This window comes from Chitinivorax sp. PXF-14, assembly GCF_040812015.1.
In the GTDB taxonomy this organism is placed as follows: Bacteria; Pseudomonadota; Gammaproteobacteria; order Burkholderiales; family SCOH01; genus JBFNXJ01.
In genome coordinates, this window is sequence record NZ_JBFNXJ010000015.1 from 19,996 (window position 1) to 40,959 (window position 20,964).

19 protein-coding genes and 1 pseudogene are annotated in these 20,964 nt (G+C 66.6%); 4 read left to right on the forward strand and 16 right to left on the reverse strand.

Features of this window, described 5'->3' with window-relative positions; genetic code table 11:
* Positions 1–17 precede the first annotated feature (17 nt).
* The 3 genes from ABWL39_RS16620 to ABWL39_RS16630 all read left to right on the forward strand — a co-directional run bounded on the left by ABWL39_RS16620 (position 18) and on the right by ABWL39_RS16630 (position 3,520).
* Positions 18–2,078: a carbon starvation CstA family protein gene (locus tag ABWL39_RS16620; RefSeq protein WP_367793809.1), complete on the forward strand. Its 2,061-nt coding sequence runs from the start codon at positions 18–20 to the stop codon at positions 2,076–2,078.
* Between the two features lie 3 nt (positions 2,079–2,081).
* Complete coding sequence (locus ABWL39_RS16625; protein WP_367793812.1) at positions 2,082–2,276, forward strand: YbdD/YjiX family protein; 195 nt, start codon at positions 2,082–2,084, stop codon at positions 2,274–2,276.
* Positions 2,277–2,503: 227 nt separating this feature from the next.
* Complete coding sequence (locus tag ABWL39_RS16630) at positions 2,504–3,520, forward strand: GTP-binding protein (protein WP_367793815.1); 1,017 nt, start codon at positions 2,504–2,506, stop codon at positions 3,518–3,520.
* A 37-nt stretch (positions 3,521–3,557) separates the two neighbouring features.
* On the opposite strand, the gene ABWL39_RS16635 is transcribed toward ABWL39_RS16630, so the two are convergent.
* From ABWL39_RS16635 to moaC, 5 genes are all read right to left on the reverse strand, one after another.
* Positions 3,558–3,806 (reverse strand): DUF1272 domain-containing protein, encoded by a 249-nt coding sequence (locus ABWL39_RS16635; protein WP_367793818.1) that lies wholly within the window; start codon positions 3,804–3,806, stop codon positions 3,558–3,560.
* A gap of 29 nt (positions 3,807–3,835) precedes the next feature.
* Entirely contained in the window at positions 3,836–4,795 is a 960-nt protein-coding gene (locus ABWL39_RS16640) for a GlxA family transcriptional regulator (RefSeq protein ID WP_367793821.1), read from the reverse strand.
* Entirely contained in the window at positions 4,795–5,706 is a 912-nt protein-coding gene (locus ABWL39_RS16645; protein WP_367793824.1) for an EamA family transporter, read from the reverse strand. The genes ABWL39_RS16640 and ABWL39_RS16645 overlap by 1 nt, the downstream gene beginning before the upstream one ends.
* A 96-nt stretch (positions 5,707–5,802) precedes the next feature.
* Positions 5,803–6,384 carry an isochorismatase family protein gene (locus ABWL39_RS16650; RefSeq protein ID WP_367793827.1) on the reverse strand — a complete coding sequence of 194 codons (582 nt, stop codon included), beginning with the start codon at positions 6,382–6,384 and terminating at the stop codon, positions 5,803–5,805.
* Positions 6,385–6,902: 518 nt separating this feature from the next.
* On the reverse strand, positions 6,903–7,385 hold the full coding sequence (gene moaC, locus ABWL39_RS16655) for a cyclic pyranopterin monophosphate synthase MoaC (protein ID WP_367793830.1): 483 nt from the start codon (positions 7,383–7,385) through the stop codon (positions 6,903–6,905).
* An 84-nt stretch (positions 7,386–7,469) separates the two neighbouring features.
* Between moaC and ABWL39_RS16660 the strand changes: the two genes are divergently transcribed.
* Positions 7,470–8,927, forward strand: coding sequence for a M48 family metalloprotease (locus ABWL39_RS16660; RefSeq protein WP_367793833.1), 1,458 nt, complete (start codon positions 7,470–7,472; stop codon positions 8,925–8,927).
* A 62-nt stretch (positions 8,928–8,989) separates the two neighbouring features.
* On the opposite strand, the gene ABWL39_RS16665 is transcribed toward ABWL39_RS16660, so the two are convergent.
* From ABWL39_RS16665 to ABWL39_RS16715, 11 genes and pseudogenes are all read right to left on the reverse strand, one after another.
* Positions 8,990–9,631 carry an NAD(P)-dependent oxidoreductase gene (locus ABWL39_RS16665; RefSeq protein ID WP_367793836.1) on the reverse strand — a complete coding sequence of 214 codons (642 nt, stop codon included), beginning with the start codon at positions 9,629–9,631 and terminating at the stop codon, positions 8,990–8,992.
* Between the two features lie 110 nt (positions 9,632–9,741).
* Positions 9,742–12,249: a diguanylate cyclase gene (locus ABWL39_RS16670; protein ID WP_367793839.1), complete on the reverse strand. Its 2,508-nt coding sequence runs from the start codon at positions 12,247–12,249 to the stop codon at positions 9,742–9,744.
* Between the two features lie 190 nt (positions 12,250–12,439).
* Positions 12,440–13,252 carry a crotonase/enoyl-CoA hydratase family protein gene (locus tag ABWL39_RS16675; protein ID WP_367793842.1) on the reverse strand — a complete coding sequence of 271 codons (813 nt, stop codon included), beginning with the start codon at positions 13,250–13,252 and terminating at the stop codon, positions 12,440–12,442.
* A gap of 64 nt (positions 13,253–13,316) precedes the next feature.
* Positions 13,317–13,811, reverse strand: a complete 495-nt coding sequence (locus tag ABWL39_RS16680; RefSeq protein ID WP_367793845.1) for a DUF4442 domain-containing protein — start codon at positions 13,809–13,811, stop codon at positions 13,317–13,319.
* A gap of 41 nt (positions 13,812–13,852) precedes the next feature.
* A pseudogene (locus ABWL39_RS16685) lies at positions 13,853–14,178 on the reverse strand (YnfA family protein).
* A gap of 6 nt (positions 14,179–14,184) precedes the next feature.
* A complete protein-coding gene (locus tag ABWL39_RS16690; RefSeq protein WP_367793847.1) occupies positions 14,185–14,781 on the reverse strand; it encodes a TetR/AcrR family transcriptional regulator in 597 nt (198 codons plus the stop codon).
* Positions 14,782–14,859: 78 nt separating this feature from the next.
* A complete protein-coding gene (locus ABWL39_RS16695; RefSeq protein WP_367793850.1) occupies positions 14,860–15,453 on the reverse strand; it encodes a VOC family protein in 594 nt (197 codons plus the stop codon).
* 192 nt (positions 15,454–15,645) lie between these two features.
* On the reverse strand, positions 15,646–16,359 hold the full coding sequence (locus ABWL39_RS16700; protein ID WP_367793853.1) for an SPOR domain-containing protein: 714 nt from the start codon (positions 16,357–16,359) through the stop codon (positions 15,646–15,648).
* Positions 16,360–16,402: 43 nt separating this feature from the next.
* On the reverse strand, positions 16,403–17,125 hold the full coding sequence (locus tag ABWL39_RS16705; RefSeq protein WP_367793856.1) for a type III pantothenate kinase: 723 nt from the start codon (positions 17,123–17,125) through the stop codon (positions 16,403–16,405).
* A gap of 19 nt (positions 17,126–17,144) precedes the next feature.
* Positions 17,145–18,122, reverse strand: coding sequence for a biotin--[acetyl-CoA-carboxylase] ligase (locus tag ABWL39_RS16710; protein WP_367793859.1), 978 nt, complete (start codon positions 18,120–18,122; stop codon positions 17,145–17,147).
* A 132-nt stretch (positions 18,123–18,254) separates the two neighbouring features.
* Positions 18,255–20,327 (reverse strand): methyl-accepting chemotaxis protein, encoded by a 2,073-nt coding sequence (locus tag ABWL39_RS16715; RefSeq protein ID WP_367793862.1) that lies wholly within the window; start codon positions 20,325–20,327, stop codon positions 18,255–18,257.
* Positions 20,328–20,964: the final 637 nt, after the last annotated feature.

Consider the following 20,964-nt stretch of genomic DNA (forward strand, 5'->3'; position numbering starts at 1 on the left):
CGGTTCGGAGACACATCATGCACCAACTTTCACGCCATGCGATCTTCGGCGTCATCGCGCTGATCGGCACGTTTGCGCTCGGCACGGTCGCCCTGCATCGCGGCGAATCGATCAATGCCTTGTGGATCGTCGTCGCGGCGGTATCGGTCTATCTGATCGCCTACCGCTATTACGGCCTGTTCATCGCCAGGCAGGTAATGAAGCTCGATCCGCAGCGCACCACGCCCGCCGTGCGCAACAACGACGGGCTCGATTTCGTGCCCACCAACAAATACGTGCTGTTCGGCCACCATTTCGCCGCCATCGCCGGCGCCGGTCCCCTGGTCGGCCCCGTGCTCGCGGCGCAGCTCGGCTACCTGCCGGGCATGCTGTGGATTCTCGCCGGCGTGGTATTCGCCGGCGCGGTGCAGGATTTCATGGTGCTGTTCATCTCCACGCGCCGCGACGGCCGCTCGCTGGGTGACCTGATCAAGTCCGAGATCGGCCATGTGCCCGGCGTGATCGCGTTGTTCGGCACCTTCATGATCATGGTGATCATCCTCGCCGTGCTCGCGCTGATTGTCGTCAAGGCCCTGGCGGAAAGCCCGTGGGGCGCCTTCACCGTGGCAGCGACGATCCCGATCGCGATCTTCATGGGCCTGTACACGCGCTATGTCCGCCCCGGCCACATCGGCGAGATCTCGGTCATCGGCTTCGTGCTGTTGATGCTGTCGATCTGGGGTGGCGGCCAGGTGGCCGCGAGCCCGATCTGGGCACCGGTGTTCACCTTCACCGGCGTACAGCTGACCTGGATGCTGATCGGCTACGGCTTCGTCGCCTCGGTGCTGCCGGTGTGGCTGTTGCTGGCGCCGCGCGACTACCTGTCGACCTTCCTCAAGATCGGCACCATCGTCGGCCTGGCCATCGGCATCCTGCTCGTCGCACCGCAACTGAAGATGCCCGCGCTGACCAAGTTCATCGACGGCACCGGCCCGGTGTGGGCGGGCAGCATGTTCCCCTTCCTGTTCATCACCATCGCCTGTGGCGCGGTTTCGGGCTTCCATGCGCTGATCGCCTCGGGCACCACGCCCAAGCTGCTCGAGAGCGAGTCGCACATGCCCTTCATCGGCTACGGCGGCATGCTGATGGAGAGCTTCGTCGCCATCATGGCGCTGGTCGCCGCCGCGGTGATCGACCCGGGCGTCTACTTCGTGATGAACAGCCCGGCAGCGGTCATCGGCAAGACAGCAGCCAGCGCTGCCACGGCCGTATCGAACTTCGGCTTTCTGATCACCCCCGAAATGATCACGCAGACCGCGCAGGAGCTCGGCGAGAAGACCATCATCTCGCGTGCCGGCGGCGCCCCGACGCTGGCCGTGGGCATGGCGCAGATCCTGTCGAACGTGTTCGGCGGCAGCGGCATGAAGGCGTTCTGGTACCACTTCGCCATCCTGTTCGAGGCGCTGTTCATCCTCACCGCCGTCGATGCGGGCACCCGTGCCGGCCGCTTCATGCTGCAGGACCTGATGGGCGCCTTCGCGCCGTCGATGAAGAAGACCGAATCGTGGGCCGCCAGCCTGACCGCCACCGGCCTGTGCGTCGCGGCCTGGGGCTACTTCCTGTACCAGGGCGTGGTCGACCCGCTGGGCGGCATCAACACGCTGTGGCCGCTGTTCGGCATCGCCAACCAGATGCTGGCCGGCATCGCCCTCGTGCTCGCCACCGTGGTGCTGTTCAAGCTCAAGCGCGAGCGCTATGCCTGGGTCACCGTGCTGCCGACGATCTGGCTGTTGATCTGCACGCTGAGCGCGGGCTGGCTCAAGGTGTTCTCGGACAACCCCAAGGTCGGCTTCCTGGCCCATGCCCACAAGTATGAAGCGGCACTCGCCAAGGACGAGGTGCTGGCGCCGGCCAAGAGCCTGGTGCAGATGCAGCAGGTGGTGTTCAACGACTATGTCGATGCGACGCTCGCCTTCGGCTTCATCCTGCTCGTGGTCAGCATCGTGCTGTTCGGCATCCAGGCCTGCATCAAGGCCTATCGCGAAGCGCACCCGACGGCGCAGGAAACGCCGTTCGTCGCCGCCGCCGCGCGGGCCTGAGCCGTGTTCGCCCAGCTCGAAAAACTCGGCAAGTATCTCGGGCAGGCCGCCAATCTGATGGTGGGCGTGCCCGACTACGAAGCCTATGTGAAGCACATGCGCGACACCCACCCGGAGCGCGAGCCGATGAGCTACGAGGCCTTCTTCCGCGAACGGCAGGAGACACGCTACGGCGGCGGCGCAGGCAAGTGCTGCTGAACGGTGCGCCCAGGCATCGCGCTGGCGCCACGAGACGAGGTTGTCCGTCGCGCGGGCCGCGCTGCGGGCACACCCTGTCGAGCCAAGGGCGGCGTTCCTCACGGGGCGCCGCCCTGTTACCTTGGCGCGGCGCCGCCGACTTGCGCTACGCTAACGCATCGGGCCACCGCGCCGACGGCCCGGCCATACACCCGGCCCACTCCACATAATCGACTACCATCGCCACCATGAACCCGATCCCCGTCACCCTGCTCACCGGCTTTCTCGGCGCCGGCAAGACCACGCTGCTCAACCACATCCTGCGCGCCCACCATGGCCACCGGATCGCCGTCATCGAAAACGAGTTCGGCCCGGTCAACATCGACAGCGAGCTCTTGATCCAGGAAGCCAGCGAAGTGGTCGAGATGACCAACGGCTGCCTGTGCTGCACGATACGCGGCGACCTGGCCCACCACCTGCGCTCGCTGCATGAACGCAAGCTCGCCGGCGAGCTCAAGTTCGACCGGCTGGTGATCGAAACCACCGGCCTCGCCGACCCGACACCGATCGCCCAGACCTTCTTCGCCGCACCCGAGCTGGCGGCGGCCTATATTCTCGACGCGGTGATCACCGTCGTCGACACCGTGTACGGCCCGCGGCAGCTCGACGAGCACAGCGTCGCGCGCAAGCAGGTGGGGTTTGCCGACCGGCTGCTGCTGTCCAAGACCGACCTCAGCGGCGACCCCGCCGTCGAGGCGCTCAGCGCCCGGCTGGCGCGCATGAACCTGCAGGCGCCGCAATACCGGCTGGACCACGGCCAGGTCGATCTCGACCTGCTGTTCGAGGTGCGCGGCTTTCACCTCGACGAAGACATGCTGTCGCGCCAGGCACCAAGCCAGGCGCGGCTTTACATGCCCTCGCAAGGCACGCCTGGCGGCGCGTTGCGGGCAGCGGGCGGCAACTCCTTCGCCGACGATATCGCCGCGCTGCACCTGCACCACGACGGCCCGCTCGATTTCCAGCGCATCAGCGCCTTCATGAACGCGCTGATGGACGAACACGGCGACAACCTGCTGCGCCACAAGGGCGTGCTGGCGATCGCCGACGACCCGCGCCGGCTGGTATTCCAGGGCGTGCACAAGATCGCAGGCTTCGATTACGGGCGGGAATGGGGCGATGACGCGCCCAGGTCGGATATCGTGCTGATCGGGCGCGGCTTGCCGGAGGCGGAATTGCGCGCGGCGTTCGCGCGCTGCGCGGGGTAGGCATCTTGCCCTCACCCCCGGCGCACCGCGCCAGGATTCACGCCACCTTGCCGCACCCAGCCGGCTGGTAAACCCGCTCGGTCGAGGCCGGGTATTTCGCCAGTTTGGCCGCCGGGCGGATCGGCCGGCGCACCAGCTCGCCGCCGCAGTTCGGGCAGACGCCGGCCAGCACGCCCTCTACACATGACACGCAAAACGTGCACTCGAACGAGCAGATGCGCGCCTCGCGCGAGTCGGGCGGCAGGTCCTTGTTACAGCATTCGCAGTTCGGTCGCAGTTGCAGCATGGGGCTCTCTCCTGTTTTCTGGATTCATGTCACGCTCGGCCTTCGGCACGCATCGCGCCGGGGCTGTCGCCGTAGACCTTGCCCCAGACGCGGCGGAAGTCGCGCGCCGAGCCGAAGCCGGACAGCTCGGCGACGCGCTCGATCGGATGGTGCGTGTTCTCCAGCAGTTGCCGCGCGTGGGCCAGGCGGATCGCCTGCTGGTAATCGTTGACCGTGGTGCCGGTGTGCTCGCGGAACAGACGGGTCAGGCTGCGCGTGCTGACGTGGACCGCATCGGCCAGCGTGTCGAGCGACCAGTGTTGTTGCGGCGCCTGGGCGATCAAATCCTGCGCCTTGTGCACCGTGGGGTGCAGGTGGTTGCGGTGGGCAAGCCACGGCGACAGTTGCGGGTCCTGCCCACTGCGGCGCAGGTAGACCACCATCTCGCGCGCGGTCTGCTGGGCGATAGCGGCGCCCGCTTCGCGCTCGATCAGGTAGAGCGCGAGGTCGATGCCGGCGGTGATGCCGGCGGCCGTGGCGATCGGGCCATCCTCGACGAACACGCGATCGTCCTCGACGCGGGCGGTCGGCGCCAGCTCGCGCAGCCGCTCGGTCACGCTGTGGTGCGTGGTGCAGCGGCGGCCCGCAAGCAGGCCGGCACGTGCGGCGAGCTGGCTGGCGGAACACACGCAGGCCAGGCGGTGGGTGTTGGTGAAGCTGCGTGCGAGCCAGTCCACCACCTGCTGTGCCTCGGGCCGCTGGTAATCGACGGCAGAGCGCGTGGTGCCGGTCAGCATCACCAGCGCACCGCTCGGCAAGGGCTCGGGCAGCGGGGCCAGGCCGTCGTGGCGCAGGCCGATCGAGCAGTGCAGGCTCGCCACCGGCGCCACCATGTGCAGCCGGAAGGCGGCGCCGAATTCGTTGGCGATGCGGAAGGCCTCGGCCGGCCCGGCGAAATCGAGCAGCGCGAAACGCGGCGTCAGCACGAAATAGATGTCGAGCGGCTTCATCAGGCAACCCTCGCCCGCAGGCGCGCGATCAAGCGGCCGCCGAACACGTTGAGCACCAGCCCGCTCATCAGCAGCAGGCTGCCGGCCCATTGCTGCGCGAGCAGACGCTCATCGAGCAGCAGCGCGGCGCACAACAGCCCCACCCACGGCACCAGCAGGCTGAACGGTGCGACCGAGTTGGCCGGATAGCGCTTGAGCAGCCAGGTCCACAAGCCATAGCCGACGATGGTGGCGGCGTAGGCCAGGTAGAGCACGCAAAGCACAGAGGTAAGATCAAGGCGCTGCAGCGCCGGCAGCACGCGCGCCGGCCCTTCCACCACGAAGGACAGCGGTGCGAACACCGCCAGCGGCACGAGCGAGGCCCACACCACGAAGGCGAGCATGTCGACCGACGGCACGCGCTGCGTCATGCGCCGCACCACCACATTGCTGAACGCCCAGCCGACGGCCGCCGCCAGCGTCATCAGAAAACCGGGCAAGGGCATGCTCTGCCCGTGCGCGCTGCCGATCAGCCACAGCCCGCCGATCGCCACCAGCAGCCCGGCGAGCTGGGTGGACTGCCAGCGCTCGCCGAGCATGCCGGCCGCGAACAGCAGCGTGAAGAAGGCCTGGATCTGCAGCACGACGGAAGCAAGCCCGGCCGGCATACCGACCTGGATCGCGCTGAACAGGAAACCGAACTGCACCACGGCCCAGCTCAGGCCATACAGCACGATGTCGCGGGCCGGCACCCTGGGGCGCTTGACGAAGAAAATCGCCGGGAACACCGTGGCCAGAAAGCGTAGCGCGCACAGCAGCAAGGGCGGCACGCCATGCAGCCCCCACTTGATGGCGACGAAGTTGAAGCCCCAGACGAGGATGACGACGAGCGCCAGGGCGATATCGCGTGGTGGCATGGTGCTTGCGTTCATGATGGCTATTCGGGCCTGTTGTGGTGGATGGATGCTGCGCGGCGCCCAGCGCCCAGCCCCAATGCGAGGGAAAGGCGCGGCGCCGCTCGGCCGGGGTCAGGCAGGCAGGCGCGCAGCCCCCGCCGGTTCGAGATCGGCCAGCGCCTGCGCGACCGTCTTGATCGCGGCGAAGCGGTCTGCCAGCACCAGCTCGGTCTTTTCCTTGATCTCCTGCGGACTGTACTCGCGCCCCGTGGCCGGGTGCACCATCGGGAAGGTGAGCGTCGCCTCGGTGACGTAATCGACCTCGTAACCAAGGTCAGACGCCACCCGCGTAGTGGTCTCGCAACATTGCTCGGTGCGGCTGCCGGACACGATCAGCTTGCCGATGCCATGCGCTTCGAGCCAGGCGCCGAGCCCGGTATCGGTGAAGGCGTTATGTACATGCTTCTCGAAGCTGACGGCCTGGTTCTGCGGCAGCCAGTCCATCGCACGCACCAGGCCCGATGCCCTGGAGAACGGTCCGCTCTCGCCTTCGGAATGGAAGATGTGCACGATCGGGACATTTTGGGCCTCGGCGCCGGCGATGAGCGCCAGCAATGCATCGCGGAATGCCGGCACGTCGTCCTCGCGCCAGTAGGGGCGGTGTTCGAACGATTGCTGCACATCGATGACCAGCAGGGCGGCTTTCTTGCTCATGGCGTGTTCCTTTGCAGGTGAATGGGTAGTGCCATGCTACGTCGGCCCCGCCGCTCGCAGCAGCCCGGATCAGGACATCAGCAGGACCGATTCGGCCAAACGGATGAGACTTATCCGGCAAGTGCCGATGGAAGGGAATTGTGCCGCACCACGACGGGGCGGAGACAGATACAGTTGCCGCCCGAATCAGGGGACACACCACGCCGCGACAGGCGAGGCCTGGCCCACGGGCTCAACGGCGGCAGTGCGCTATTGCAGGAAGCAGCAGGCACACCAGTCGATGGCGCGGCAGATCCAGAAGACGAGGCCGGCGAGACAGGGCAGGCACGGCACGCCGCACAAGAAGGCAAGCCACAGCCAGGGTTTGCGATGAGAAAAGGGGGCGATCCTGGCGACGGGCGGGAAGACGGCGCCTCGCCCGGCATCGCATCCGTGGCGTCTACGGCCTCCCCTTACCGGTATCACGCACCGCCCGCAACAGTCGATCGACCGTGGACTGTGCGGGCCGTGGCCCGGTTTCAGGCCTTCCAGCTTCCCGACTTGCCGCCGTGCTTCTCCAGCAGCCTGATGCCGTCGATGCGCATGCCACGGTCGATAGCCTTGCACATATCATAGATGGTCAACAGGCCGATGCTGACGGCGGTCAGCGCCTCCATCTCGATGCCAGTGCGGCCGACGGTTTCCGCCGTGACGGTGCACTCGACCGCGCTGTCGGCGTCGATGATGTGGAAATCCGCCGCCACGCGCGTCAGCGGGATCGGGTGGCACAGCGGGATCAGCTCGCCGGTGCGCTTGCTCGACATGATCGCCGCGATGCGCGCGATGCCGATCACGTCACCCTTCTTGTGGTCGCCGGCCTTGATGCGGGCCAGCGTTTCGGGCTGCATGGTGATGCGCCCGGTGGCAACGGCGATGCGGTGGGTTTCCGGCTTGCCGCCGACATCGACCATGTGTGCCTGGCCGCTGTCATCGAAATGGGTGAGCTGATCGTTGTTCTGCATAAAGATTTTCCGTTGCCAACAGCTTGCAATACTTTCTTACAGGCGTGTCAGGAACTGCCGCGCCAAAGTGACTATCATAGCACCATGCGTCTACTCACTACCCTAGTCCTGCTCGCCTGCTTCAGCTGGCGCGCCACCCTGGCCGACGGCCTGCCCGACCTCGGCGACTCCTCGCAAAGCACGATGTCCACCCAGCAAGAGCGCCAGCTCGGCGAGAGCGTGATGCGCCAGTTCCGCGCCAGCGAGAATTTCGTACGCGATCCCGATGTCAGCCAGTACCTCAACACGCTCGGCTACAAGCTCGCGTCGAACAGCCAGGACCCGACCATCCCCTTCGAGTTCTTCGCGCTCAAGGACCGCTCGATCAACGCCTTCGCACTGCCGGGCGGCTTTGTCGGCATCCACACCGGCCTGCTGCTGACCGCACAAAGCGAATCGGAGCTGGCCTCGGTGCTTGGCCACGAAATCTCGCACGTCACCCAGCACCACCTGGCGCGGCAGATGGAATTGCAAAGCCGGCTGACCCTGCCGATGCTGGCGGCGTTCGCGCTCGCCATCCTCGCCGCGCAGCGCAGCGGCGGCTCGGGCGACACGCCGGTCGCGGCCATCGCCTCGGCCCAGGCGCTCGGTGCCTCGGCCCAGCTCGGCTACAGCCGCGACAACGAGCGCGAGGCCGACCGCCTCGGTATGCAGACACTCGAAAAATCGGGCTTCGATCCGCGCGCCATGCCGCGTTTCTTCGAGCGCATGCAAAAGGCGACGATGGCGCTCGACAACAACGCCTTCGCCTACCTGCGCACCCACCCGCTGACCACCGAGCGCATCGCCGACACCCAGGCCCGCGTCGACCTGCTGCCCTACAAACAGGTGCCGGACAGCCCCGATTTCTCACTGGTGCGCGAGAAGATACGCGTGCTGCAGATGGGCCCCAAGGCCGCCATCCAGTATTACAAGTACACGATAGACGAGCGCAAATTCAGCACCGAGGCAGCGGCACACTTTGGCTATGCGGTCGCGCTGATGGAAGATCGCCAGTACGACAAGTCGCTGGCCGAAGCCGCCAAGGCCCAGGCGATGCTGACCCACCCCTATATCGACGAGCTGATCGGCGACACCCAGCTCGAAGCCGGCCGCACCAAGGAGGCCGAACACATCTACACCGAGGCGCTGGCGCGCTACCCGGACGTGCTGGGCCTGTTCTACGGCCAGGTCGAGGCGCTGCTGCGGCTCAACCGCCCCAAGCCCGCGCTCGACAGCATCAACCAGCGGCTCAACCTCACCAGCAGCGACCCGGGCCTGTATCACCTGCAAGCCCGCGCCTACTCGATGCTCAACGACACCGCACACGAGCACCGGGCCCTGGCCGAGGCTAACTGGTTCAGCGGCAACCCGCACGAGGCGCTGACCCAGCTGCGCATCGCCCACCAGGCCGCGAAGGGGGATTTCTACCTGCAATCGTCGATCGAGGCCCGCCAACGCGAAATCCAGGCAGTGGTGAAGGAAATGGATAAGGGGCAGAATCGCCAGAAACCGCAGCAGTAGCCCTCATCCAGACGAAAGAAACGGCACCGCTGACGGTGCCGTTTTTTTGTGCCTGCGGCCGCTCAATACGCCGCAGTAAAGCGGCGGCGGATGTGTTTTGGCTGCTCGATTTCGTCGATGATGGCCATGGCCAGATCGGCGGTGCTGATCCCGGCGGGGCCGTTGTCGCCCATCAGCACCTCGTCCTCACCCAGGCGGTAGTGGCCGCGGCGCTCGCCGGGCTCGAGCATGACGGCGGGTGAGACGAAGCTCCAGTCGAGGTCGGTATCCTGCTTGATCAGATTGAGCGCCTCGCGCGCGCCGAGCGCGCCCTGCTTCCACTGCTCGGGGAACTCGGGCGTATCCACCAGTTGCACGCCCGGCGCGATGAACAGGCTGCCGGCGCCGCCGACCACGAGCAGGCGCCTGACGCCGGCCTGCTTGACGCCGGCCGTGATCGCCTGCGAGCCCTTGACGTGCTTGGCGTAGATGTCCGCATCGCCCCAGCCCGGATTGAAGGCGCTGATCACCGCATCGTGGCCGGCCACGGCCTGCGCCACCTGGGCCGGATCGTAGACATCGGCCGCGAGGCCGGTGAGGTTGGCGTGGGTGGCCAGCTTCTCCGGGTGGCGCACGATGGCGGTGACATGGTGGCCGCGTGCGAGCGCTTCGGCGAGGATGGCGGAACCGACATAACCGGTGGCACCGATGAGGGCGAGTTTCATGAGGGGCTCCTGTGAGCGGGTTGCGATGGAGCCATCTTAGGCGGCTTGATTGTCCAGATAAACAGATCAATCAACAAAACACCGTCAATCAAAAGCAAACAATAGTCGCGTCAGAGGTGTGTCGAGAAGAAGGCGTAGCGATTCTTGCCGCCGCGCTTCGCCAGATACATCGCCGCGTCGGCATTGGCGAGCAGGGTGGCGGGATTGTCGCCATCCTCGGGGTAGATGGCGATGCCGACGCTGGCCGAGACATTCACCTGCCGGCCACCGACGGTGATCGGCAGGCGCAGCTCGTCCACCGCGCGGGCAGCGGTGTGCTTGACCATATCGGGCTCGACGATGTCTTCGAGCAGCATCAGGAACTCATCCCCGCCGAGCCGGCACACCGTGTCGTTCTTGCGCACACAGTCGCGCAAGCGGCCCGCCACCACTTTGAGCAGCAAATCGCCCGCCTCGTGGCCGAACTGGTCGTTGACCGGCTTGAAGCCGTCGAGGTCGATGAACAGGATGGCGAAATGGCGGCCGCTGCGCTCCGATTGCAGGAACAGGTGGTTGAGCCGGTCCTGGAACAGGTTGCGGTTGGGCAGCTTGGTCAGCGGGTCATAGTTTGCCTTGGCACGATATTCGGCCTCAGCCTCCTTGAGCTGGGTGATGTCGGCCAGCACCGCCACGTATGATGCGGAGACACTGTCGTTGCCGGGCAGCACGCTGAGCGACACCAGCTCGTTCAGGATACTGCCGTTGGCACGCCTGAGCGACATCTCACCCTGCCAGCGCCCAGTGTCGGCCAGGGACGAGGTCTGAGCGGTGAAAAACACATCGTCGTGCAGGCCCTCGCACAGGCTGCGGATCGACCGCCCGACCAGCTCCCGCACGGGATAGCCGCACAGCTGCAGAAAGGCCGGATTGACGCTGCGGATGGTGCCGTCGACCTCGAGGATGACGATACCTTCGAGCGCCACCTCGTAGATCTTGGCGGCTTCGCGCAACTGCGCCTCGGCGGCCTTGCGCTCCGAGATGTCGCGCGCCAGCGACACCATCAGCCGCTCCGCCCCGACACAGAACGAGCTGGTCGAAATTTCGACCAGCTTGTCCTTACCATTGGGCAGGTGCAGCATCAGCTCGGCCCAGGCCACGGTCTGGTCGCTCTCGTTCAACTCCGCCAGTCGCTGCGCGGTGACGGGCAGGTAGTCGGCGTGGATGAATTCCATGCAGTTGTGGCCGATCACCACCGCCGGGCTGAGCACTTCGAGCAGCTCGGCCGCGCGCCAGTTGGCGGACTGGAATACCTGCTCCTTGTGCAGGAACACGGCCTCGGGCATCAGCTCGATCAGCCGCCGGCTGCGCTCCTCGCTCAACTGCAGGTCGAGCTCGGCCTGCTTGCGCTGGGTGATGTCGCGCGACACCAGCACCAGCTCACCGCCACTGCCCGCCAGCCGGCGGCTCGCGCTCGCCTCGAGCCAGACGGGGTGCCCCTTGCGGTGGCGCATGCGGAACACGATGTCGCCGCCCAGGTCGCCACTGCGCAGGTGCTGCAGGGCGCGGGTCAGGCTGCTGACATCATCGGCGTGGCACAGCTCGGTCAGCGTGTGGTTGAGCATCTGCCCCTGGGTATAGCCGAGCAGCAGCTCGCAGGCAGGCGAGACGAACAGGAAGGTGCCGTTGGCATCGTGGCGCGAGATCATGTCGCGCGACAGCTCGGACAGCTCGCGGTAACGGTGCTCGCTGGCGGCGAGCCGCGCCGTCAGGCGGCTGCGCTCGCTCAGGCTGGCCCCCAGCAGCAGCGCCGACATCGAGGTGAACAGCAGCAGCACCTCGAAGAAGCGCAAGGAGGATTCGGCATCGATACTGGCCTGGTAGCCATACGCCATGGCAACGCAGATCGACGTCGCCATCACCAGCACCGCCAGCACCGATTCGCGCAGCCCCAGCCGCAGCCCGGTCCAGATCAGCACGGGGAACAGCGTGAAGAACATCGGTACGTCGAAATAACTGCGCACCGGGCCGAACGTGATCACGTAGCTGAGCGCCACCACGGCAAGCTGCGACGCCACGAAATCCGCCCAGTACGCCGGCCGCCATTGCCTCAGCGGCACCCGCCCATAGGACAGCAGCAGGGGCGCGATCACCAGCATGCCGGTGAAATCGCCGAGAAACCAGGTCGTCCAGCCGTTCGCCATGCCGGCACTGGGCAACAGCCCCCACAGCAAGAGCGTTGCGATCGCGATGCTGGTGCCGATGAAGCAGCCGATGCCCGCGGCGACGGCGAAACGCACCACGCTCGCCGGGCTGCCGAGGCCGGGGTCGAAACGCGGGCCCATACGCTCGAGCCACAGGGCCGGCAGCCAGGCTTCCAGCGTGGCGCCGCAGGCCACCATGAGGCTGGCGAACAGATTGCCGGATATCCACAGATTGATCGCCAATGAGCCCAGCAGCACACCGGGCCACAGGTGCCGCCCGCCGAGCAGCAGGCAGCCGATGGCAATACCCGAGGGCGGCCACAGATAGCTGATCTGTGCATTATTGATGGAGCCCAGCGACAGCCCAAGCAAGCCCGAGGTCAGGTAGGCAATCGCGATGATCGCCATGCGCATGCCCTGCGGCCAGGTTGTGGTCATAGTCGCGGGAGAGGAGGAACGATAGCCCACACGTTGCACCGACCCGATTCCGATAAACCATTATAGGCGCGGGATTCCGCCGGTCGGCAAGCGTTTGGCGGCGGGCGTGCCCGGCCGCGTATATAAGTTGCGCCAGATACGACAAACGCCCGATGCATCGGGCGTTTGTGGGGCACAAAGCGGCCGGAGCTCAGTTGTGGAACTGGGCTTCGCGCTTCTGCATCGAGGCCATGATCGCCTCCTGAATGTCGGCCGACATCAGCATGGCGGCGTTCCAGCCGGCGACGAAGGTCAGCCCCTCGGCCACCGAGTGGTCACGCGAGTAGTTGAGCACTTCCTTGGTGCCGCGCACCGACACCGGCGACTTCTTGGCGATGCTGGCGGCCATGGCCATCACCTCGCTCATCATCGTCTCGCGGTCGGCGAAGCAGCGGTTGACCAGGTTGATGCGCTCCGCCTCCTGGCCCGACACGTTGCGGCAGGTAAAGGCCAGCTCGCGCGCCCGGCCCTCACCGACCAGCCTGGGCAGGCGTTGCAGCGTGCCGACGTCGGCCACCATGCCGATATCGAGCTCCTTCACGCTGAAATAGGCATCTTCGCTGGCGTAGCGCATGTCGGCCGCGCTCACCATGTCGATGCCGCCGCCGATACAGGCGCCATGGATCGCGGCGAGCACCGGCTTGCGGCAGCGTTCGAGCGAGCTCAGGCAATCCTGCATGTCGAGGATCAGGCGGCGCAGCTTTTCGCGGCTGCGCGCCTCGCAGTCGTCGCTGATCATCTGTTTGATGCCCATCATCAGCATCAGGTCGATGCCGGCGCAGAAATTCTTGCCCTCGCCCGACAGCACGGCCACACGCGCCTCGGGCTCGGCATCGACCCAGTCGAAGGCGCGGCGGATGTCGTGCCACATGGTTTCGTTCATCGCGTTGGACTTGTCCGCGCGGTTCAGCGCGATGTGGGCGATATGGTTTTCCAGCGTGATCTTGATGGTTTCGAGTTGCATGGGTCGTCCTTCTGTGTGGGGGTACGGAAGTTACTGCCTGAACCGGTTGAGTCGGCCTGCACGGCTAATCGCGCTTCTTGGGGATCCAGGCCCAGATCATCTCGCACTGGATCGGCGATTCGCCCGAGTCGTCGGTGATGGTGACGGGCACCGTGACCTCGCCTTTTTCCTCGCTGACGATGGCCCGGATCTGCTCTGGGCGCAGCTGCGCGACGGCCTTCATATTGCCCTGGGCGCGCTTGAGGTAATCGACGCGCAGGGTCTTGATCAGCGGCAGCTTGTCGTCCGGCAGGTGCATGCCGACCGCAAAGCCGGTCGCGGTCTCGGCCAGGAGCGCCATGGCGGCGGCGTGCACGCCCTTGATGTGGTTCTGCACGCGGCGGCGGTTCTTGATGCTGACCACCACGCGCTGCGGCGATACCTCTTCGAACCTGAGCCTGGCGGTGCCCAGAAACGGCACCACATTGCCCAGCAGGAAGGTCTGCAGACCTTGCCTGAGGCCGCCCGGCAGGCCCTCTAACTTGCCGACGAGGCGGCTCATCTGGTTGGATGTGGACATCTATCTCTCCCTGATCTAATCGATTTTTTGTGTGTTGCGAGTCAAAGCGGCCCACGCGGGGCGAACATGATGACGGCCATGCCCGCGAGCGTTAGCGCAGCACCGAGAGGTCCCACGGGGTCGGGCGGATGCCATCCACCAGCCAGAGCCAGAGCAGCGCAACGCTCACGTAGACACCGCCGTAGGCGGCATAGACCCGCCCCGACGCAGCCGGGTGCAGCGTCAGCAGCCAGGCGAACAGCGCCAGCGACGCCGCGGCCGGCACCAGCAGCCACGCGGCCCAGCCTTGCCTGAGCCAAAGCCCTGGCAGGTAGCAGCCGACGATCTCGGCCACGGCGGTCAGCAGGAACAGCCCCAGCGTGCGCATGCGCCATTAGCCAAGCTGCCCGCCGGCACCGAGGCCAAGCCGGATCTGCTTGATGATGTCGTCGAGCACCGCAGACGAATCGAGCACGCGCGCCACCTGCAGCCCGCCCTGCAGCGCCGCCATGATGACCGCCGCGCGGTCGCGCGCACGGCCCTTGAAGCGGAAATAGCCCTTCTCCAGCCCGTCCACGAGAATGCGCTCGCACCAGTTCAGCAGCTCTTCCATGAAGGCGCGCGTCTCTGTCTGCATCGGCTGCTCGAGCACGAGGAATTCGGCCGACAGCACGCCGGTCGGGCAAATGCGCTGGTTCTGGTCGTAATAGCGCACCACCAGGTCGAAATACCATTCGAGCTTCTGCCACGGGTCGCCCGCCAGCGTCTCCTGCTGCGCCGTCCAGCGCGCGAAACGGCGGCGGTAGCGCTGGATCAGCGCCACGCCGAGATCGGTCTTGCTCGGGTAGTGGTAATGGACCGCGGCATTCTTCACGCCGAGCGCAGTCGAGATGTGCTGGTAGCTGAAGGCCGAGAAACTGCGCGTGAGCAGCAGCTCCTCCGCGGTATCCAGAATCAGTTTCTTGGTATCGGGTTTGATGGGGGCAGACATGCGATCGACTGTACTTACTGATCAGTAAGCTGTCAAATACTCGCCCCGTCGGGCGTCCGCCGGCTCAGCCCATGGTTGTCACCCAAGGCCAGGCGGGCCAGCGGCAGCTTCGGGCTTCGGGCTTCGGGCTTCGGGCTTCGGGCTTCGGGCTTCGGGCTTCGGGCTTCGGGCTTCGGGCTTCGGGCTTCGGGCTTCGGGCTTCGGGCTGCTCGCAGCGTACCGGCGAGCGCTAGCTGCGCGGCTGGGCGGCTGGGCGGCGGCGCGACGCTGCAGCTCGTCGGGCGCGACGTTCTCGATACGCGTGGCGATCCACCACTGGTTGCCGAACGGGTCGATCACGCCGCCGTTGCGGTCGCCGTAGAACTGGTCGGCGGGCTCCATCGTCGAGCTGGCGCCGGCCGACAGCGCTCGCCGATAGGTCGCATCACAGTCTTCGACATAGAGATAGAAGGCAGCCGGCATAGCCGGCCAGCCCTCGCAGCAATCGGACAGCATCAGCACCGAGTCGCCGACGCGCATCTCGGCGTGGCGCACGCGGCCATCCTGATCGAGGCGCTCGAACACGCTGCCGCCGAAGGCTTGCTCGATGAAGCCGATCAGGCGCGCGGCACCGTCGACGATCAGGTAGGGTGTGACGCTGTGATAGCCGTCGGGGATGGGTTTCGCTGCCATGGTGACCTCCATTGCCTGCGCGATGGGCCAGGCGGCCCATCGAGCTTCATTGTAGGCGGGTCTCGGCACTTGCCCCAGACATCCGTTTACGCGGAGCAACCGCCTGGGCCGCGAGCTTGACCAGCGGGGAGACAAGGCAAGTGGCAGCCGGCACTGACAGCAGATATGCGCATGGCTGCGCCAGGCGACAGGTCAGCCCGGGCAGTCGGTGGCGCGCAGCTCGCTACCCTTGACGTCGAGCACGGCGCGGTTGAGACGGACGAGGCCGTCCTCATCCGGCTGCGCCAGCACGATGCGCGCCATCCTCACGCTCTCGCGCAGGCCGCTGCGCACGCCGCGCACGCCCTTGTCCTGCATGGCCTCGAGGCGCTGGCGCGCGGCCTCTTCGGTCGAATAGACGCCGAGCGACACCGCGTTGCGATTGGCGCCGGCATCGTTGACGATGAAGAAATCCTTGTCGGCCAGGCCCAGCGTCTTCAGTTCGTCGGTGCGCTTCTGTGCGTCGACCAGGCTCTTGAACGGCGGCAGATAGACCCAGTAGCGCTTCTGCTCGCTCACCTCGGGCTCGCCCTTGGGCTCACCCAGCTTGAGCGTGGCGAGCAGCTGCCGTGCGCGCGACAGCTCGGCGGCCGGGATATGCTCCCAGCTCTGGCACTGGCCGGCATCGGCCGCCTGGGCCGGGCGCTCGGCCGCAGCCTGGGTGGCGGCGGGCGTCGTAGGGGGCGTAGCAGCAGGTGTAATGGCGGGCTTGGGCTTGGCCGTAGGCACGGCACTAGCCGGCAACAGCTTGACCTGCTCGGGATGGAATTCGCGCTGGTGGCTGTCCACACTCACCGGCTGCGACAGGCGGAGATAGCCGAAAACACCGAGGTTGACGAGCACCAGGGCGGCAAACAGCCACTTCATCGCGCGCGCTCCTTGGCCGCGGTTGGGCCTGCCTTTGCCATCATCATTCCTTGACCACCCTCAACAGACCTTCCAGCACCAGATTTTCCACCAGCAATACCTTGAGATTGAGATACGGGCGCAGCAGATGCGCATCGCCGCCGGACAGCACGCAAACGCTCACCGGGCAGCCCGACAGCTTCATTTCGCCCGCCATGCGGCTGACGCCGCCGATCAACGCTTGCATGATGCCGCCGTGAATGGCATCGGCCGTGTTGCCCGGAAATGGCGTGAAACTGCCGCTGCGGCTGCCCAGATCGGCGGTGCCGCCAGCCAGCGCCTGCTGCATGAGCCGGAAACCGGGCGCGATGATACCACCGAGATGCTGGCCGCTTGCAGCCAGCGCATCCACCGTCATGGCCGTGCCGACGTTGACCACCAGGCAATTGCCCTCATGCAGGCTGTGCGCCGCCAGCAGCGCAGCCCAGCGATCCGCGCCGAGCTGAGGTGGATCGGCATAGCCGTTGCGCACCCCGAGCCGGCTGCCGCTCGGCGTCAGCCAATCGACCGGCAGCCGCCAGATCAGCGCCAGCCGCTCCATCGTCGCCTTGACCTCGGGCCCGGCGACATTGCAGCCGACCACGCGCCGCGGCGTGGGCAGTGCGGCCCACTGCACCGCCAGCCCATCGAGCGCGGCGTGATCGGCGCTGCCGCGCCCCAGCCATTGCTCGCCATCGTGAAACGCCCATTTGACACGCGTATTACCGGCATCGATCAGTAGCCACATTGCCGTCAGCCCAAGCTCATCATGATTTCGCGCGCAGGCTCAACTCGCCCACCCGCACCGTTTCCACCCCGGCGCCGCCGTCGACCAGCAGCGCGCCGTCGGCATCGACCCCGAGCACCGCCACCGCGCGGCGCAATCCGCTCGGCGCGAGCAGGTCGACCTCGCGCCGATGAAACAGGTGGCGAGCCTGCCAGTCGCCCAGCAGGCCGGCAAAGCCATCTCGCTCGAAACGCGCCAGCACCACCGCCAGCTCGCCCAGCACGGCGGCCAGCAGGCGGTTGCGCGGCACCGCGCCCATGCCGGCCTGGGCCAGATCGGTGACGGTCTGGTCAATGGTGGCCTGAGTGGCGGCGGACAGCCGGCAATTGATACCGATGCCGATCACCGCACAGGACGGCCCGAGCGCATCGCCCTGGACCTCGATCAGCACGCCGGCGAGCTTTCTGCCCTGATACAGCACGTCGTTGGGCCACTTGAGGCCAGCCCCCTGCACGCCGAGCTGTTCGAGCGCCTGCACGATGGCGAGGCCCACCGCCAGGCTCAACCCGGACAGTTGCGCCACGCCGAACGGGAAACGCCACAGCAGCGAGAACATCAGGCTGCCGCCGAGCTCGCCCTGCCAGCGGCGCCCCAGCCGGCCACGGCCAGCGGTCTGCCGCTCCGCCGCGATCACGGTGCCATGGGCGGCCCCGACGGCGGCGCGCTGCATCAACAGTGTATTGGTCGAATCGATCTCGTCGTGCAGCTCGACGTGAAAGCGCGCCGCGCTGGCGCCCTGTGCCTCGGCGATGCGCTGGCCGTCGAGCCAGTCGATCGGCGCCGCGAGCCGGTAGCCACGGCCGCGCACCGAGTACAGCTCGACGCCGGCCGCTTCCACCCCCTGCAGCGCCTGCCAGATGCTGGCGCGCGACAGGTCGAGCCGCTGCGCCAGTGCCTCACCGGAATGAAAGGCACCGTCGGCGAGCAGTCTCAGTACGGCGAAGCTATGAGCGTTCAAGGCAGGAAAGCAGAAAAGGGATCAACTCATCTTAGCACACAGGCAAAGCGCGTCGCGCCTTGTCTGGCGCGCGTTTGCGCGGGGCGGCGCGGGTTTCGCCCACGCCGCCGGCAGGGACCCGCTGCCTGGCCATCAGATCTTGAAACGCCCGACGATGCCGCGCAGATTCGACGACAGCTGTTCGAGCTGCTCGACCGCCTTGCCGACCTCGTCCACCGCTTGGCTGTTGTTCTGCGACATCGTGCTGATCTTCTCGATGTTCTGTGCTATGTCGGTGCTGGCAGCGGCCTGCTCGCTGGTGGCTTCGGCGATCTGCACGATGCTGGTCACCAGGTGCTGGGTGCTGTCGCGCACGCTGTCCATCGAGCGCGCCGCGCGTTGCGACAGCTCGCGCCCCGATTCGATCTGGCTGCGCGCGGCGCCCATATCGCTGGCGGCGGTGCCGATCTCCGTCTGGATCGTCTCGACGATGCGCGAGATCTCCACCGTCGCCTCGGCGGTGCGTGCGGCGAGCTTGCGCACCTCGTCCGCCACCACCGCGAAGCCTCGCCCCTGCTCGCCGGCGCGCGCGGCCTCGATGGCGGCATTGAGTGCGAGCAGATTGGTCTGTTCGGCAATGTCCTTGATCACGCGCACGATGGTGTTCACCTGCTCGGACTGCTGGCCCAGGCTATCCATGGTTTCGGACAGCTTGGCGACACGGTCGTTGATCAGCTGGATCTCGTGCGCCACGCCCGTCACGAGCTGCTGACTGTTGGCAGTCTCGGTGCCGGTGGCACGCGCGGTATGCTCGAAGTCGCGCGCGGTCTCGGCGATGTGCTGGATGCTCACGGTAACCTGTTCGACACTGGCCGCGGTGGCCGTCGCCGCCTCGGCCTGCTGCGCCGATGCAGCCTCGACACAGTGCGCCGAGCCCGCCAGCTGCTCGGCCGAGCCGCCCACCGCCTCGCTCTGGCTGCGCACGTCGACAAACATGTCGCGCAGGCTGCCCATGAAGCGGTTGAAATGCGCGGCGGTACGGCCGATCTCGTCCTCGGCGCGGACTTCGAGCCGGCGCGTGAGGTCGCCCTGGCCCGCAGCGAGCGCCTCCATGGCCGTGGACAGCCGCAGCAGCGGCCGCATCAGCGCGGTCAGGAACAGCGCCAGCAGGCCGATGATGACCAGCGTCATCACCACCCCGACCAGTACGGCGCGGTTGCGCACCGCGACGGCCTCGGCGACGATCACCGACTGCGGTACCGAGACACCTATCGACCACGGCTCGCCGGTGTCGCCGACGGCGATCGGGGTGAAGATGTGCACATAGCCGTCCTTCTCGAACTGCATCGGCTTGCCGCTCTTGACCGCATCGAGCAGGCCCGCGTCGAAGGCCTGCGGCTCGACGGGCTTGCCCAGGAGCTTCGGGTCCCTGGCCACCACGTACTGGCCGCCATTGGAGATCAGCGTGACATAGCCCACGCCGAACGGTTTGTACTTGCCGACCGACTCCTGCAGATTGGCCAGCGGCACGTCGATGGCCGACACGCCGAGGAACTTGCCCGCGCCATCCTTCATGGCGACCACCAGCGAGGACATCAGCACCTGCTTGCCCTGCACATCGTAGGGGAAGGGCTCGGTCACCGTGTCGCGGCCACGCTGCTTGGGCACGAAATAGAAGTCACCCCAGCCGCTGGATTCATACGCGGGCTTGTAGCCCTCGGGGTTCTCGCGGAACTTCTCGGCGGCCTTCTGCTGGTCGGCGCCGAGCATGGTGTCCTGCTTGATCTGGTTGTCGGCGCGCGTGATGTAGGGCATGTAGCGGCCGGTGGGGTCATGCACGGGCCAGTCCTTGGCGTAGTCGGCATCCTTGCCGTCCATCGCGTTCGGCTCCCACAGCATCCACAGCCCAGAGGCCTGCGGCACCGACTGGAGCATCCTGATGAGCATCGCGTCGAGCGTCTTTCGCTCGGGGAAATCCTTGCCCTGCATGCCCTGCACCGCCAGCGCGAGATGCTTGGGCAACTGGTAGCCCCAGGCGAAGTCAGCCGACACCTTCTGCGCATAGGCTTCGGCCTGCTCGCGGGCACGGGCCAGACCCTGCTCCTCCGACGAGGCATACATCTGCGAGGCGATGATGGCGATCATGACGCCGAAGCCGAGCACGATCGACACCGCGGCAACGATCAGCACCTTGGTGCGCAAACTCCAGTCCCGAAAGGCTTTCATTACATGGGGCTCCTGCCATACCAGTTATCGTTATGTCGACGGACACCTCAAAAAACCGCTGCGAACAAAGGCCGGCGCGTACTCGCGGGCCTTGCCCCACCTGCCGGGCGGGCAAGACGCGAGCGCGCAGGACGGTGTTCGCATTACGGGTTTCCGCCGTGATCCACACATTCGCCCACGCCACAGCCGCCATGAGACGGCTTAACTGCTCGCAGACGAATATATTTTTCATCATAGACAACAAATCCCGCCAAGATAGGGCGCAGACGTTGCTTCACGCTCGTTAGACCAGCCATTGGCCACCGCCGTGCGGCCCGCGCCATTACGCGCCCGGCGCGCGACCGACCATGCTGGGGCCAGCCGGCCGCGCCCGGTGCTGCCCGACGAGCCACCCAACGAGCCGATCGACGCGGTGGCCGAGACAGCGACGGACATGCGCCTGCCCGCACGGATCGCAGCGACGGCGCCGGGCACGATCCCGCTCGGGCCTGACGACAGGCCACCCCGGCAATATCGCACCGCCGCGGCCCGGCACGCCCCGCCCTGCCGCAGACCTGTGCCGCGCCAAGCACCGCGGTAGGCGGCCTCCTCGCCGCCATCTGGCGCGGCACGCCCTATTACGGAACGCGCTATCGAA